The sequence below is a fragment of the Xylanibacter rodentium genome (assembly GCF_013166575.1).
Classification (GTDB): Bacteria; Bacteroidota; Bacteroidia; order Bacteroidales; family Bacteroidaceae; genus Prevotella; species Prevotella rodentium.
In genome coordinates this window covers 254936-272014 of the sequence record NZ_JABKKE010000001.1, presented here as the reverse complement: position 1 = coordinate 272014, position 17079 = coordinate 254936, and the positions used below count along the sequence as shown (strand labels likewise).

Sequence of the window (17079 nt, the reverse complement as noted above, 5' to 3'; positions counted from 1 at the left end):
ATTTTGATAGTTTGATTATATACCCGGATATATTTTCTTATGTCATATTCTTCTTCCCAGATTGTCGGTTATGCTGCGTTTCCATGCGGTGAAGTCTCCCTGTTCTATGTGCGTTCGGGCGTCAGTCACGAGGCGAAGGTAGAACGACAGGTTGTGTATGCTGGCTATCTGCATGGCCAACAGTTCCTGCGCCTTGAATAGATGATGCAGGTATGCTTTTGTGTATATGCGGTCGGTTTCGCATCCGTTGGGGTCTATGGGTGAGAAATCGTTTTCCCATTTCTTGTTGCGCATGTTCATTGTGCCGTCATATGTGAAGAGCATAGCGTTGCGTCCGTTTCGTGTAGGCATTACACAGTCAAACATATCCACACCGCGTTCTATAGCCTCAAGGATATTCTGGGGTGTACCTACTCCCATGAGGTATCGTGGACGGTCCTTGGGTAGAATCTCATTGACCGTCTCAATCATTTCGTACATCACTTCTGTGGGTTCTCCTACTGCAAGTCCGCCGATGGCATTGCCGTCGGCCCCTTTGTCGGCCACGTACATGGCGGCTTCACGGCGTAAGTCCTTGAAAGTGCATCCCTGTACTATGGGGAAAAGTGTCTGTTCGTATCCATATAGCGGTTCGGTCTCGTTGAATCTTTTGATGCAGCGGTCGAGCCAGCGTTGGGTCAATCCAAGGCTCCGGCGAGCGTAACCATAGTCACTGTTTCCAGGGGGACATTCGTCGAAAGCCATTATGATGTCTGCTCCTATGGTACGTTCGGTGTCCATCACGTTCTCTGGAGTGAAAATGTGTTTTGAGCCGTCTATATGCGAACGGAACTCGCATCCTTCCTCCTTGAGTTTGCGTATACCGGTCAGTGAGAAAACCTGGAATCCGCCAGAGTCTGTTAGTATAGGGTGTTGCCAGCCGTTGAAACGGTGCAGTCCACCGGCCTGGCGCAAGACGTCAAGTCCCGGGCGCAGATACAGATGGTACGTGTTGCCAAGTATGATCTGGGCTTTCACCTGTTCCTCCAGTTCTTTTATATGTACACCTTTCACGCTGCCACATGTGCCCACGGGCATGAAAATAGGTGTACGTATCTGACCGTGTGCGGTGGTTATCAATCCTGTGCGTGCGTCTGATGCGGGATCGGCATGTTGAAGTTCGAATTTCATTGTTCGTTTTCCTCTTTTATTTCAAACGATATTGGATTGTCCACATAGTCTTCCGTCAATGCAAAGTCCCATACGTCTTGCACACTATCTACATAATGGAAGTTCACTCCGTTGAGATATACCTCGGGTATTTCCTCGATGTCCTTGTGGTTTTCCGTGCAGAGCATAATGTCTGTGATACCGGCCCGTTTGGCTGCGAGTATCTTTTCTTTAATTCCTCCTACGGGCAAAACCTTGCCTCTTAGGGTTATCTCACCGGTCATGGCTGTGTTGCGGCGTACTTTGCGTTGTGTGAGTGCCGAGGCAATAGACGTGGCTATGGTTATGCCTGCCGACGGGCCGTCCTTTGGAGTGGCTCCCTCGGGCACGTGTATATGTATGTTCCAGTTGTCGAATATGCGGTAGTCTATGCCGAGTTTGTCGGTGTGTGCCTTTACATATTCCAAAGCCAATACGGCTGACTCTTTCATCACATCGCCCAAATTGCCTGTCAGAGTTAGTTTGGCCCCTTTGCCTTTACTCAAACTTGTTTCTATGAAGAGAATCTCACCGCCCACGCTTGTCCACGCTAATCCTGTCACTACTCCAGCATAGTCGTTGCCTTGGTATATGTCGCGGTAGAATGGAGGTTTGCCTAAAAGTCCTTCTATCTCTTTTGGTGTTATGCGTGAGTAGGGTAGGGTTTTGTCTTTGGCCTTGATATATGCCAGCTTGCGAAGTGTCTTGTTTATTTGTTTCTCAAGTTGTCGTACTCCGCTTTCGCGTGTGTATTGTTCTATAATCTTCTCTATGGCTTGTGGACTGAAGCTAAGTCGTTTCTCATCTCCGAGTCCTGTATTGTCTTTCTCTTTCGGTATAAGATGTCGGCGGGCTATCTCTGTTTTTTCCTCAGTGATATATCCGCTCACTTCTATTATCTCCATCCGGTCAAGCAGTGGACGTGGAATAGTGTTGAGGTCATTGGCTGTGGCAATGAAAAGTACTTTTGAAAGGTCGTAGTCGACATCAAGATAGTTGTCGTGGAATGTCGAGTTCTGCTCGGGGTCCAATACTTCGAGTAATGCTGATGCCGGATCTCCGTGTATGGTATTCTGCGTTATTTTGTCTATCTCGTCAAGTATGAATACGGGATTTGACGATCCGGCTTTCTGTATGTTCTTTATTATGCGGCCAGGCATGGCTCCGATGTATGTGCGTCGGTGTCCGCGTATTTCAGCCTCGTCGTGAAGACCGCCGAGCGATATGCGCACATATTTTCGGTTCATGGCTTTTGCAATACTGCGGCCCAAACTTGTCTTTCCAACACCCGGAGGACCGTAAAGACATATTATAGGCGATTTCAGATCGCCACGCAAACTCAGTATGGCCAGATATTCGAGTATACGCTCTTTGACCTTTTCCATGCCGTAATGGTCAGCGTCAAGTATGCGTCTGGCACGGGCAAGGTTTATGTCATCGTGGGTAAATTCACACCAAGGTAGCGATACCAGTGTTTGCAGATAGGTCAGCTGTACGTTGTATTCAGGACTCTGTGGATTGAGTTGTTCGAGTTTGTCTAATTCTTTGTGGAATATTCTGTCTGTTTCTTCTGACCACAATTTGTTTTTTGCCTTTTCTTGAAGTTCTTTTCGTTCGGGTGAACCATCACCGTTGCCGATTTCGGCCTGCATGTTCTTTATTTGCTGTTGCAGGAAGTAATTGCGTTGTTGCTCGTCAATATCGTCGCGGGTCTTGTTGCGTATGTCCTGTTTAAGGCTTTGCAGTGAAAGCTCTCTGTGTACTATGCGCAGTGTGCCGAAAAGGCGTTCCTTGACAGAGTCAGTGGAGAGCAGTTCCATTTTCTCATTTATGGCAAAGGGCATGTTGGAGCAGATGAAGTTCAGTGCCATCATGTCGTTGTGTACATTCTTGATGGCAAAAGTAGCTTCTTCCGGTATATCGTCGTTTACACGAATGTATTCGGCCGTTGTAGTACGTAGGTCGTCTATGGCTGCAATGAATTCACTATCGTCTTTTTCAGGTAAAGTTTCTGTGGCGATTTCTACATGTCCTGAAATATATGGTTTGCGACGGGTGACGCTCAAAAGACGCAGTCTCCCGAGCCCTTGGACAATGGCTGTCATGCTACCGTTTGGCAATGTCAGTATTTTTACCACACGGGCGTATACACCGTAATCGTATAAATCATTTCTCGTTGGCTCTTCCACCTCCGGGTCACGTTGACATATTATGCCGATAAAGGTTCCTGTCTTTTCGGCTTTTTTCACCAAAGTCATGCTTGACTGTCGTCCAATTAGTATTGGCGACACAACACCGGGAAAAAGTACAAGGTTGCGCACTGCAAGTATGGGCAGTGTTTGGGGCATGTCTGTATTAGACAAATCACCAAAATCCCCCTCTATGTCTGCGATCATCGAAAAAGCTTTATTGTTTTCTCTACTGTCCATCTGAATATTATCTATTTTTTGAGTGTGCAAAGTTACGCAATTTAATTGAATATCTGATATAAAGATAATTGTTTTTGATAGGTTTTTAAATGGCAATATTAAAAGGCTTTTTGATTTTCTATCACTATAAATTTTACAGCTTCAAATTTTGTATAGATTTCTTTATTATGGTTTAATAATATCTTTAATACTGTGAAATAATAGTTTTTAAATATGTATTATAATTTAATTGAGGATTATTATTTTATATAATAGAATGTTGTTATTAAAATGTCGAAAATGGTTATAATGAGTGAAAATGGTTTTATTGTTGTTAAATATAGTTATAAGAATTATATAATATACAAGAAGGTTTGATTTTTCTTGAAAGGAAAACAATTTTATATTACCTTTGAATAAACAATTTGTGGGTTTGCCAGTTTTAATTACCAATGTTGTTTGTTATTACAGATGATGACATTGAAGATAAGATTGCAATTGCCTTATTGTTGTTTCAAAGTCTTACCTTAAATTTAAAATATGTATCAAATCGAAACTTCAAAATTTTATGTTATTGTATTTATTACAATGATATTTTCACAATGTCGCTTGTTCTCGCAGACAGCCGATGATGTGTTGACAGTTGAAATGACAGGAATAGAAAATACCGGTTCATATTACAGTTTTAAAGACAAGAAACTTATTTCTAATGCTGTCTATGCAGGCAATATGTTGAAATCTAAAGAAGGGGCAATGGGTCTTAGGGCGAGCGACAATTCCGGAATAGTATCCACTGCTTCAGGAGGAATTGTAAAGTCAGTAATTGTAAAATGGAATACATCGTCATTGGCAACAGGAAATAAGAGTGTTAAGATTTACGGTAAGAACACGGCATATTCGTCGGCAGAAGATTTGTACCAGACTGGGAAAACGCAAGGGGTGCAGATCGGTACAGTCAGTTGCAAAACGGCAGAGAGGGACACTCTGATCGTGGATGGTGATTATCAATATATAGGTATATGCTCAGGCAATGGAACTGTGTATATAGATGAAATGACCATTGTGTGGCAGTCTGCTGCATATTCCAAAGTTTTCACTCCTACATTTTTGCCTGTTCCAGGTAAATACTCCGATACGCAATACGTGAGAATTTCCGAAAAATATGACAATATTATATATTATACAATAGCAGGTTCCGATTCTGCCGTTGAAGACTACAGTCTATACGATGGCAATCCCATCTGCATTGATGAATCAGCAACAATAAAGGCTTTTGCTATATACGAAGAAAGTGGTGAAAAGAGCGATACAGTGACTGCCGTGTACTTTATCGAGAGGATATTTGCTTTTGACAGACTAAAGGCAACCACGATACTGGGCAGAACTTTTATTGCTCCGATTCTGACAAACACTTACATAGGTGGAACCGTTACCTGGGATAGTTCCGACGAATCCGTAGCAGTTGTGGACAACAACGGTAACGTGACCCCTGTATCTGCTGGCACTACTACAATCAAAGCTATACTCACATTGCCGGATGTAGAGCCGATGACAGCATCATATGTTCTCACAGTAAACAACGCTCCGGAAGTGCCTGTGGGCTGTGCTTATTACAAGCGTGTCATGTCCGATGCGGATATTGTCGACGGAGGTATATATCTGATTGTAAACGAAGATGCCGGCATGGCTATGGGAGAAATAAGCGGTGCAGGTAAGGGTGTTGGAATAGATATCGAGAACAATATTTGCATGACATCCGATGATGTGGAAATTGTATTGGAAAGACAGTCCGCCGGCACTTATACACTGAGAAATTCCCAAGGATATATCGGATATAAATCAGGTACAGATTTTGGTGAGACACAAAAGAGCGCAGCAAATAACAATTATAAATGGGAAATAAACGTCGTAAGGCCCGACAGTGTTGCCATTCGTAATTGCTATTATAAAAACCGTTGCATAAGGTTTCGCCCGGGTGGCCCCGAGTTCCGGGTTTACGACAGTTTTTCCAACAATGTAAAAGTCACTCTCTATCGAAAGATGGGAGCTTTGAAGATAACGACAGGTGGACATGATACCGACGGAAGATATTATGCAACATATTTCACCGATGTTCCTTTCATCGTTCCGGAAGACATTGATTGCAGCACGGTGGGAGTGACAGGCAATAGACTTGTGGTCAACAAATACAATTCCGGAGATATTGTTCCGGCTTGTTCCGGTCTGCTTGTCTCAGCCTTTGATGCCGGCATATATGAGTATATTGTAACCAGTAAACCCGGAAATGTTCATAGTGGCAATCTTCTTAAAGGCGATGTTACCGACATGACAACAGAAGGTGACGGATGTATGTTCTTTCGTTTGGCCAAACCGGTTGGTGAAGCGCTTGGATTTTGGTGGGGTGCTCCGGATGGCGCGGCGTTCGTGTTGGGTGCATACAAAGCTTATCTTGCTGTGCCAAACGGAATATCCATGGCCAAAGGATTTTCTTTCGGCATGGCCACTACCGGAATAGAACACCCGGCATATGGTAAAACGGCAAATAACGATTATGCCACTCATGGGATATATAATGTTGGTGGAATGCGTATTACGCATAAACCTAAGCCCGGGATGTACATCATGGGAGGAAGAAAAGTCATTATAAAAAATAAGTATTAAGTAAGATTGCACACTTGACGTTAATATATAAAAACAAAATACGATATGAAGAAATACATCAAACCACGAATTGAAATAATAACATTTGAACCCGACTCAACATTACTTGCAGCCTCTGGAGTAGGCGTCAAAACGGACAGTGACCTTGGCAATGAATATTTTGAAGGTGTAGAATCACTGTCAATACAAAATGGAGGATCCTCAATATGGGATGACGACGAATAACTGATACTATATAAGTAGAATTTTAAATACATAAAGAACCGTGATGATTAAACAGAAAATCAATAATTTGTTATTTTCATCAAAAAATATTTGGTTGAATGGAAATAAATGACTACCTTTGCACTCGCAATTCAGAAATGGATATAATCGGGGCTCCTTAGCTCAACTGAATAGAGCATCTGACTACGGATCAGAAGGTTGCAGGTTTGAATCCTGCAGGAGTCACATAAAATAGAGAGACTTGAAAGTCTCTCTATTTTGTTTATGGTATTTTCGTTTATTCCGTATATTCTTTGTATTTTTGTAAATGTTTGCCGGGATGTCGGCATGTAGCGATGATTAATGAACCAAATTCTTAGTATATGGCAGATAGAGATAATTCTTCCTTGGACAAATACATGGATGAGATAAAGAAGGAACAACTTCTCACAGAAGTCGAGGAGCGGACACTGGCCGGTCGTGTGCAGGCTGGTGACAGACATGCAGTAGACAGATTTACAAAGGCCAATTTGCGACTTGTGGTAAGTGTGGCGCGGGCCTATCAGAACAATGGTGTTGCAATGGAAGACCTTGTAAGCGAGGGGAATATAGGACTTATGCGTGCGGTCGAGCGATATGATGCAAGCCGAGGTTGTCGTTTTGCATCGTATGCAGTGCCTATAGTTCGTAAATATATAGAGCGTGCCATAGAAGAGCAGGGTGCTCTTTACCGTATTCCTAAGGGGGAAGCCTCGACTGTTGACAAAAGGAGTGGTAAAGCTCTTTCTGCCGATGCACCGTTGGGTGGACGTGAGAATGTAAATCTTCTCAGTATCATAGCTAATCCCGACTCACCTGAGACAGATAGCAGTATTAATGCTTCCGGACTTAGTGATGAGCTGAACCGTCTGCTCGATATTCTTGATGAACGTGAGAGCACAGTACTGAAATATTTTTTCGGCATAGGTTGTGAGAAGATGACTTTGGCTGATATCGGACATGAGATGGGGCTCAAGCGTGAGCGTGTACGTCAGATAAGAGACAAGGCCATGAGAAAGATTTCACGTTCGGCCGGTGTCTTTTTAAAGAGTTACAGAAGCTGAGTACAAATTAAAATTGGAAATGACCGACAACATATTAGAACAGCTGAACGACAGTCAGCGTGAGGCGGTTACCTATTGCGGCGGAGCTTCTTTGGTTATAGCCGGAGCCGGTTCCGGCAAGACTCGTGTGTTGACATACAAGATTGCATATCTTCTCGGGCAGGGATTTATGCCTTGGAACATACTTGCCCTTACCTTCACAAACAAGGCAGCGCGGGAGATGAAGGAGCGCATAGGTGCGTTGGTGGGCATAGAGCAGGCTCGCCGGCTGAATATGGGTACCTTTCATTCTGTCTTCTCGCGAATACTCAGGACTGAGGCGCAGGCAATAGGTTACAGTCCCAACTTCACCATCTACGATCAGAGTGATTCGCGTTCTCTTGTCAAAGCCATCATCAAGGAAATGGGGCTTGACGAGAAAGTGTATAAACATACGTCGGTTGCCGACAGGATAAGCATGGCAAAGAACCGTCTGATGTTGCCTCAGGCTTATGCCTCGAGCCGTCAGACGGTGAGCGATGATGTTGCGCGGAAGATGCCCGCTGTGAAAGATATCTATTTGCGGTATTGCGACAGATGTCGTCAGGCCAATGCAATGGATTTTGACGACCTTCTTGTCAATACGTTTGTGTTATTCGACCGCAACGAGGATATACGCCGCAAGTATTCCGAACGTTTTGGCTATGTGCTTGTCGATGAGTATCAAGATACAAACTATGCGCAGCAGGCCATCGTCACGCAGCTCACCCGTGACCATCAGCATATTTGCGCCGTGGGTGACGATGCCCAGAGCATATACAGTTTTCGTGGGGCGAATATTGACAACATACTTAATTTCACGTCTTCATATGACGGTGCACGCCTTTTCAAGCTTGAGCAGAACTACCGTTCGACGCAGTTTATTGTACAGGCGGCCAACAGCCTGATCAAGCACAATTCCCGTCAGATACCCAAAGACACATTCAGTCGCAATGAACAAGGAGAGAAGCTCGTCTTGAAACCGGCATACAGCGACAAGGAGGAAGCCCTCATAGTATGCAATGACATCAAGCGTATACGCCGTGAGGAGCGGTGTGAATACAGTGACTTTGCCATTTTATACCGTACAAACTCACAGAGCCGCAGTTTTGAAGAGTGTATGCGTAAGATGAATATACCGTATCATATATACGGAGGCATGAGTTTCTACCAGCGCAAGGAGATAAAGGATGTGATTGCCTACTTCCGTGTCGTGGTCAATCCTGACGACGAAGAGGCTCTCCGACGTATCATCAACTATCCGTCGCGAGGTATCGGTGATACGACTTTAGGACGCATTGTCGCTGCGGCAACACTTAATGGCGTAAGTCTTTGGACAGTCATCTGCAGTCCTGTCGCTTATGGTCTTGATGTCAATAAAGGTACGATAGGAAAGCTCGGTAAGTTCCGTGACCTTGTGATGGGGTGGGGTGAACGTGCCAATACTGATGATGCTTATACCATTGGCCGTGACATTATATCCGATAGTGGCGTCAGTTGCGACATTTATTCAGGGAGAGATCCTGAGGATATCGCCCGCCAGGAGAATCTTGAAGAGTTTCTCAGCGGCATGCAGGACTTTGTGGAGAGCCGCCGTGAAGAAGGTATGGAGGAGCATGTGGCCCTTGCCGATTTCCTGCAAGAGGTTTCGCTGCTGACAGATCTTGACAGTGATACCGAGGTCGATTCGCCAAAAGTTTCTCTGATGACCGTACACAGTGCCAAGGGTCTGGAGTTTCCAACGGTTTTCATTGTGGGGCTTGAGGAAAATATATTTCCGTCGCCAATGTGTACATCTTCCATGCGTGAGTTGGAGGAAGAACGGCGTTTGCTTTATGTGGCTGTCACGCGTGCCGAGAAACACTGTATATTGACATGTGCCCAAAACCGTTTCCGATATGGACGCATGGAGTACGACACGCCATCGCGTTTTTTGCGTGATTTCGATCCGAGTCTGATCCGGATGGATAACGGTTCGCCGGAAGCCTCATTTCAGGCACACGGAAGTGCAGGGTGGAAAACTTATGAATCATCCGGCAGCCGTTTTGTCAATTCCAAACCTGTTGCCACGCAGTTTAAGGCAGACCTGAAGATGCCGCATGTGGAGCGTCTCAAACCCGCATCATCCTTTGGCAAGACTGTACAACCGACAGCGTCTTTTACCAATTCTTCCGGCTCTTCATCCATGGTGTCATCTCATGAACTGTGTGAAGGCAGCATGATAGAGCATCAGCGTTTCGGTATGGGTGAGGTATTGCGTATAGAAGGTGTTGGCGAGAATATGAAAGCCACCGTGAATTTTCGTAATGCCGGAACAAAACAATTGCTTCTTAAGTTTGCCAAGTATAAGGTGATTAAGTGATTTCTGATAAGGTCGGCCTTTGTCTTTATACAAAGATGCCACAAATAAAAAAGGGAACAATCCGTCGTTACAGACTGATTGTTTCCCTTTTTTGATGATATAAACCGATTATCTCTTCTCCTTTATAATTCCATGCCTGTAGGCGTAGAGGAGTTTTTTCAGGTCTGCAATCTGGGCTCGCAGCTCGGTGCCTTTGTCGGTATCGGCCACGAGCATGCGGTGGGCCGACATTTCTACTATTTGTGTCGTGCTCTTGATGTCAGTACCCCGCTGTATCGCATCGGCGGCCGAAGTGAACGGCTCGTGCTGTACAAGCTGAAATCCCCGACTGTGGTATACGAGAGTATATCCTGCGATACCTGTTTCCTTGTGGTATGCCTCGCTGAACCCTCCGTCTATGACCATAAGTTTTCCATTGGCTTTGATTGGATTCTCACCTTTTGAGGCATGTACCGGCACATGACCGTTGATGATGTGCCGGTTTGGTCCTGTTACCCCGAAAGCGTCGAGTATCCGGTCGCATACCGTCTCGTCGTCACGCAGTTTGAAGTAGTTGCCTTTCTCTTCATGATACGTCTCTTTTTCTTTGAGGAAATATCGTTCAAAGGTTGCCATCTTGGATTTGTCGAACAACGGACTGTTCTTTCCGCACCATAGATACAGAAAGTAGTCGGTGGCATATTTCCGGTCTTCGGGGTCGGTATCGTTTTCGAATGCCGAGCGTATCATCATTCCCATATTCAGCATCAGTTCACGTCCGCTGTATTTACGTCCCTTGCTCAGTTCCACTTCCTTGAGTGTGCCATCGTCGTTGAGTGGTATTGAAGCATGATAGAGAAGATTGCTGTTGTATACGGCATACATGCATCCATGACTTAACAATGTGCGTATATGTTTATGCAGTTTCTCGCTGACGGCAAAAGAATGGTGCAGTTTGTCCATGAGCATCTGCTCCTCAGGCGTTAGGCGGTTGGGATCTGTCGGGTCAACGGTAGGGAAGTGGTTGCTGAGCATGGGATATTGTTTGCCGTCGACTGTGCATGTACCACTATTGTAGTCGATGGTGTTGAGCATACAACGGTCCTGCATGCCCCATTCCGGCCGGCGGTTGAATATGTGTGCCTCTTCCTTGAACTGTATTATGCAGATGGCTTTGTGCATCTTTGCGGTGAGTTGCATGGTCTTTTCATCCATGCGGTTGTCCTTGAGAAGTTTGGGAATGAACTCTTCGCAAGGGTCGTCACCGTAGACGTCCATTGCAAATGTGGCCAGCGGTACGAGGTTTATGCCATATCCGTCTTCGAGTGTGGCCAGGTTTGCATAGCGCAGTGACAGCCGCAATACGTTGCAGATGCAGGCGTTGTTGCCGGCGCATGCTCCCATCCATAGTATGTCGTGGTTGCCCCACTGTATGTCCCAGTTGTGGTAATTGCGCATGGCGTCCATTATGATATGCGCTCCGGGCCCTCTGTCATAGATGTCACCGAGTATATGCAGCTGGTCTATGGCCAGATGCTGTATGACAGTGGATAGCGCGATGATGAAATCGTCGGCACGACCGGTGGTGATGATGGTGTCCACAATCACGTTGACATAGGCCGCCTTGTCGGTGTCGTCGGCGCTTTCGTGCAACAGTTCCTCTATGATGTAGCTGAAGTCGGCCGGCAGCGAGCGTCTTACCTTTGAACGGGTGTACTTGCTGCTAACGTCCCGGCATATCCTTACGAGCTGGTGTATCGTTATTCTATACCAGTCGTCTATATCCGTCTCCACGGCCTTTACGAGTTCAAGTTTCTGTTCCGGATAGTATATCAGAGTGCATAGTTCCTGCTTTTCCGACTCGCGTATGTTTCCGGCAAACAATTCGTTCACCTTGCGTTTGATGTTTCCCGAAGCGTTTTTCAGCACGTGTTGGAAAGCCTCGCTCTCTCCGTGTATGTCTGCGAGGAAGTGTTCGGTTCCTTTAGGCAGGTTGAGTATGGCCTCGAGATTTATTATCTCTGTGCTGGCATCGGCAATGGTAGGGAATGATTGCGACAGCAGACTGATGTATCTTATGTCTCCGTTTATGTCATGGTGATTGTTGGCAGTCATATTTCCAGATGTTTGTTGATTATTGTCTTTATTCGGTTTGTTTGTCTGTCGTTTATTGGTGGTACGGGCATGAATCCCTCTTCCAGTCCTGTCATGTCTGCGAGTAGTTGCATTATGCGTCCTGTAAACTTGTACAGGCGTTTCCCGCGCAATATTTCCCCAGCCTTGCCTTCGTCAATCGCACGTGTACGCAGCGTGTCTGCCGTCTCTACAATATGGCTCAGTGTGAGGCGTCTGCGCGATGTCAGCTTACGGACGTTTCTCATCATCTCTGTGAAGTACAGAGTGTCGGTATAGCTGAAGATATTGCCGCAGGCCGTTTCTTTGTTGTCTTTACTGTTTCCCTTGTCTTTTTTTATGGAAATAGAGGCGGAAAGCGGTTCCGGTGATATGAGGTTTTTGGGATGATAGAAAGGTTTTTCTGTCGGTGCCGTATCCGGTTGTGGCAGTTCGAGAACATCTATGCCTTTGGTTACGACATCACTGATACCCTCCTGATGGACATATGCCGTGAGCTTGTCCCATTCAATGTTGTTGGGTGTGCGGAACAACCCATATTCATGGTCGTTGAGCCATAGATGGTTGCCTGTGAGGCCCGCTTTGATTAAGGCTGATGTCGCATTTATCGTTTCGCGGTTCATCAGTTTCAGTATGTCGGTATTCATGACCTTATCATATATGCCGTATATAGTCCGGCACATATCTTCTTCGGTTATGGTATCGGTGATTATCGAGTTGTAAGCCGTTTCTATACGCGGATTCCATTTAAGCTGTTTCAAGTGAAACTCTTCCATCTTGCCCATTACTATTACCGAATACGCACGGTTGACGATTGTCTTTTGGTATAAAAGAATCCTTGGAAGTTTCTTCCGAATATAGTGTTGCCTTATTATCCATGGTTCAAGTTGGCCGTGCGGTGTGATTACGGTGCGTATCAATTTGCGTTTGGCAATCATTGCTGCAATCGCATTCTGCATTGTCCAGCATCCGTGCAGATGTATTATGTCCGGGCGCTTCTGTTTGATTTGCCTTGTCAGGCTCTTTATATCGTTGGCGGCTGCCACTTCGGCATATTCACCCATTACGCGGCATAGCAATGCCACGTATTCAGCTATGGTTTTGTTCCCGTCAGGATGAAAATGCAGTATTCTCATGATTTCTCTATCTTCTTATGAAGTCATATTTGTCTGATATTCTGTGGCGTAGCATAAACCATGCGTTCTGCCACATCATTCGCATTTCCATCAGTGGTATTGTTATCGGACTGATGCGTTCACCGAACATGCGCATGGTCCGTGCGGCTATGAATGCACGTATAAAGGCTGTTATGGCTATGCATAATGTTGCTACGGCAGCGATAACGATGTTGTTCCATATAAGCAGTGCACATGTCGCCAATGCCACATCGATGATGTAGTTGATGTGCAGCAGTGCCGTATCGGCGTCAAACAGCAGGCGGTATGACAGGCTGCGGTCAAGATGCCGTCGGGTTTCCATATAGAACAGATGGCTGTTGTTCCATGTCTTGCTTGAAGGACAGTCTTGTCTTATGAACGAATCCGGATGTGTAGCCACTGCCGTTCGGCCTTTTTCGGCATATTCGTTTACGATAAAGTCGTATTCGCCGCGCAGATATTTCAAGTTTTTCAAAAATCCGTTACGGTTCATGAATACACTTTTGCGCATTGCCATATTGTTGCCGTTGTATCGGTAGGCCACCGATTTCTGTGCCTTTCTCATCAGATAACATGCGTTGAGTATACGCTCGAACCGATAGAATCTTTTGGAGTTGTGTTCGTAGTTGGTGTATCCCAACACAATATCATTTTCGTCGGTACAGTGTGTGGCCATTGTCGTGAGCCATCTCTCGCTCTCCGGCCGGCAGTCGGCATCAGTCAGTATCACCCATTCATGGTTGGCTGCTTTGATTCCTATTGTCAGTGCCAGTTTGCGTCTGCTTAGGTAGTGGCTTGACTTTGGTATGAATGTAGTGTACAGATTGGGGTGTTTGTGCTTTAGCATTGTGAGAACATCGTCTGTACGGTCTGTCGACGACTCATCCACAACGATGATTTCAAATCCCGGTTTATAGTCCTGGGCGAGCAGCAACGGCAGATTGCGTTCCAGTTCGCAGGCCATGTCGTGAGTAGTCATTACTATGGATATGGCCGGAAGAGCTGTCGCGTGTGCGGTTGGGGCGGCAGACACGTCCGGTCCGGCTTGCATATGAAGGCTGCGCGGTCTTCTGAACAGCCCATTGCACATTGGTGTGATAGCCGCCAACAGCAGAAGTATTCCGCATATCGTTATCGTCATGATATCGACATTCATATATAGATTCCTTTTTTGTTTCTTTTATATTCCGGTTATGCTCCAATTTCGTCGCTTGTATATCCTTTCGGCAGCGGACGACAGTTGTATCCCGATGCCATGATTTCCCCGTATGCCCCAGCAGAGCGGATGGCTATCAGATGGCCCCGGCGGGTGGAGGCGAGCTTTGTCTGTTTTGCGAACACATCGCTCGACTCGCATATCGGCCCCACCACGTCGTACGTCTCTTCGGGAGTATCGGCCGGTACCGATATGTTCTCTATTTTGTGGTGTGCCTGATACAGTGCAGGGCGTATAAGGTCTGTCATGCCGGCATCTATTATGGCAAATTGCTTCTGCTTTCCGTGCTTTATATAGAGTGTGCGTGATATGAGAGAGCCGCATTGTGCCACTACAGAGCGTCCCAGTTCAAAGTGAACTTTCTGTCCCGGGCGCAGTTGCAGATGCGTGGCATATACATCGAAATACGACTTGAAGTCTGGTATCGGGTTGGCATCGGGATTCTCGTAGTCCACCCCAAGACCGCCGCCAACGTTGATGTGCTCTACGCTGAGGCCGTTTGCGTCCAATTCCGTCTGCAAGTCGTTGATCCTTTTGCATAGTGCCGTGAAGTCGTCCATATCCAGTATTTGTGATCCGATATGGAAATGCAGCCCTATGCATTTGACATTGCTTAGTCCGGCTGCCTTCCGTATCATCGTTGTCATGTCGCTCATGTATATTCCGAATTTGTTTTCGGCCAGTCCGGTCGTGATGTTTGCATGAGTATGGGCACCTATATCCGGGTTGATACGGAAAGCTACGTTCGCCACCTTTCCTTTTTCTTTTGCGAGTTCGTTGATTATTTCAAGTTCCTCGGGACTTTCTACGTTGAAACAGAATATACCGAATTTAATTCCGATTCTTATTTCCTCATCACTCTTTCCCACACCTGCAAAGACAATCTTTTCGACAGGGAAGCCTGTTTCGCTTGCCACTTCTATTTCTTCGCCGCTCACGCAGTCGGCACCGAGTCCGGCACTGCTTATGATATTCAGCAATGCCAGATTGGCGTTGGCTTTCAATGCATAGTGCACGACGAATCCTTCGTGCCTGCCTGCTTCTTCGCATATTGTTTGCAACGTCTTGCGGAGCAAGTCAGTGTCGTAATAGTAGAACGGTGTCTTTTTATCTTCAAACTTGTCTGTTGGAAATGCCCTTCTCATAGAAACTAATTTATATTTATGTGTATGTGTCTGTTTGTATAGGTATGAAGACCATACCAGGAATAGTTCCTGCCTGCCGGTGGATTCCTATTTCTGATACAGCCCCATGTATCCCGTATAGCGTGTCCTTATTGTTTGAATAGAGTGGCGCTCAGACTTTGCAGTGCGCGTTTTTTGTCCTCTTCTTTTATGAGAAACGATATGTTGTAGTTGGAGCCTCCGTATGAAATCATTCTTACGGGTATATTCTTCATCGCTTCTGTAGCCAGTGTCTCGAATCCTACATTGCTCCAGTCCAGATCGCCTACCACGCAGATGATGCACATGTCTTTATCCACTGTCACCGTGCCATACTTTTTAAGTTCGTCCACAATCTCATTGAGATGCGAGTTGTTGTCGATGCTCATCGACACACCTACTTCCGATGTGCATATCATGTCAATGGGAGTCTGATAGCTTTCGAATATCTCGAATACCTTGCGCAGGAATCCTGTGGCCAGTAACATACGGCTGCTCTTGATTTTTATGGCTGTGATGTTGCTTTTGGCAGCTACAGCCTTTATCTTTCCGCATTCCGTGTCGTTGCTTATTGTCGTTCCTTCCGCTTCCGGGTCCATCGTGTTGAGCAGGCGCACCGGTATGTTGGCATACTTGGCCGGCTGTATACATGTAGGGTGCAGAATCTTTGCACCGAAGTATGCCAATTCGGCTGCCTCTTCGAAATGCAGCTGGTGTACCGGGGTGGTATTGTCTACGATGCGCGGGTCGTTGTTGTGCATGCCGTCGATGTCCGTCCATATCTGTATTTCCTCGGCACCTATGGCCGCTCCTATGAGCGATGCCGTATAGTCACTGCCTCCGCGTTGCAGGTTGTCAGTCTCACCGTAGGCGTTCCGGCAGATGAATCCCTGCGTGATATACACCTGTGACCCGCTGTTCTCTTCAAGCAACCTTCCGAGGTTCTTTCTGATATATGCCAGATCCGGTTCCGCATTCTTGTCCGTCCGCATGAAGTCGAGTGCCGGCAACAGGGTTACGTCATATCCCAGTTCCCTCATGTAGTTGGCCACCATGTTTGTGCTTATTATCTCTCCCTGTGCCACGATGTTCTTCTCTTCGAAACTTGTGAACAGTTCTTTGGTGAACGAACGCAGATAGTTGAATATTTCGGTTATGAAGTCATGTGTCTTTATGCGCCATTCGTCTGTAGAGTACAGCTCCTTTATGTGCTCTATGTATTTTTTCTCCAGTTTGTTTATAACATCATTTGCGCCTTCGGGATTCTTCTTGTAAAGATAGTCGGAAATCTCCACAAGTGAATTGGTCGTACCGGACATTGCCGACAGTACAATGAAAACAGGTTCTCCCGATGATGTTACGAGTTTTGTAACGTTCTGCATGCGTGCCGGTGTCCCGACAGAGGTGCCACCGAATTTCATTACTTTCATAATCGTATGTATTGTCTTTTTGTTTTTTTTATTGTCAGAATAAAAATGTTTAACCGT

General features: G+C 45.9%; 11 protein-coding genes and 1 tRNA gene. 5 read left to right on the top strand and 7 right to left on the bottom strand.

What is annotated here, in order from left to right:
* Window positions 1–42: 42 nt before the first annotated feature.
* Window positions 43–1170: a tRNA guanosine(34) transglycosylase Tgt gene (gene tgt, locus HPS55_RS01075; protein ID WP_172173761.1), complete on the bottom strand. Its 1128-nt coding sequence runs from the start codon at window positions 1168–1170 to the stop codon at window positions 43–45.
* Window positions 1167–3584 (bottom strand): endopeptidase La, encoded by a 2418-nt coding sequence (lon, locus tag HPS55_RS01070; RefSeq protein WP_410543851.1) that lies wholly within the window; start codon window positions 3582–3584, stop codon window positions 1167–1169. Before lon ends, tgt begins: the two co-directional genes overlap by 4 nt.
* 600 nt (window positions 3585–4184) lie before the next feature.
* Between lon and HPS55_RS01065 the strand changes: the two genes are divergently transcribed.
* From HPS55_RS01065 to HPS55_RS01045, 5 genes are all read left to right on the top strand, one after another.
* Complete coding sequence (locus tag HPS55_RS01065) at window positions 4185–6257, top strand: chitobiase/beta-hexosaminidase C-terminal domain-containing protein (RefSeq protein ID WP_172173755.1); 2073 nt, start codon at window positions 4185–4187, stop codon at window positions 6255–6257.
* Between the two features lie 45 nt (window positions 6258–6302).
* Window positions 6303–6482: a hypothetical protein gene (locus tag HPS55_RS01060; RefSeq protein WP_172173752.1), complete on the top strand. Its 180-nt coding sequence runs from the start codon at window positions 6303–6305 to the stop codon at window positions 6480–6482.
* A gap of 151 nt (window positions 6483–6633) precedes the next feature.
* Window positions 6634–6707, top strand: a tRNA-Arg gene (locus HPS55_RS01055).
* A 137-nt stretch (window positions 6708–6844) separates the two neighbouring features.
* On the top strand, window positions 6845–7564 hold the full coding sequence (locus HPS55_RS01050; RefSeq protein WP_172174382.1) for a sigma-70 family RNA polymerase sigma factor: 720 nt from the start codon (window positions 6845–6847) through the stop codon (window positions 7562–7564).
* A 19-nt stretch (window positions 7565–7583) separates the two neighbouring features.
* Entirely contained in the window at window positions 7584–9944 is a 2361-nt protein-coding gene (locus tag HPS55_RS01045; RefSeq protein ID WP_172173749.1) for an ATP-dependent helicase, read from the top strand.
* Window positions 9945–10052: 108 nt separating this feature from the next.
* Here the strand turns inward: HPS55_RS01045 and HPS55_RS01040 are convergent, their stop codons facing one another.
* The 5 genes from HPS55_RS01040 to HPS55_RS01020 form a co-directional block, all read right to left on the bottom strand.
* Entirely contained in the window at window positions 10053–12038 is a 1986-nt protein-coding gene (locus HPS55_RS01040) for a fructose-1,6-bisphosphatase (protein WP_172173746.1), read from the bottom strand.
* Window positions 12035–13192, bottom strand: coding sequence for a glycosyltransferase (locus tag HPS55_RS01035; RefSeq protein ID WP_172173743.1), 1158 nt, complete (start codon window positions 13190–13192; stop codon window positions 12035–12037). Before HPS55_RS01035 ends, HPS55_RS01040 begins: the two co-directional genes overlap by 4 nt.
* 7 nt (window positions 13193–13199) lie before the next feature.
* Window positions 13200–14369 carry a glycosyltransferase gene (locus HPS55_RS01030; RefSeq protein WP_172173740.1) on the bottom strand — a complete coding sequence of 390 codons (1170 nt, stop codon included), beginning with the start codon at window positions 14367–14369 and terminating at the stop codon, window positions 13200–13202.
* 35 nt (window positions 14370–14404) lie between these two features.
* On the bottom strand, window positions 14405–15574 hold the full coding sequence (gene lysA / locus HPS55_RS01025; protein WP_172173737.1) for a diaminopimelate decarboxylase: 1170 nt from the start codon (window positions 15572–15574) through the stop codon (window positions 14405–14407).
* Window positions 15575–15702: 128 nt separating this feature from the next.
* Complete coding sequence (locus HPS55_RS01020) at window positions 15703–17022, bottom strand: aspartate kinase (RefSeq protein WP_172173734.1); 1320 nt, start codon at window positions 17020–17022, stop codon at window positions 15703–15705.
* Between the last annotated feature and the right edge of the window lie 57 nt (window positions 17023–17079).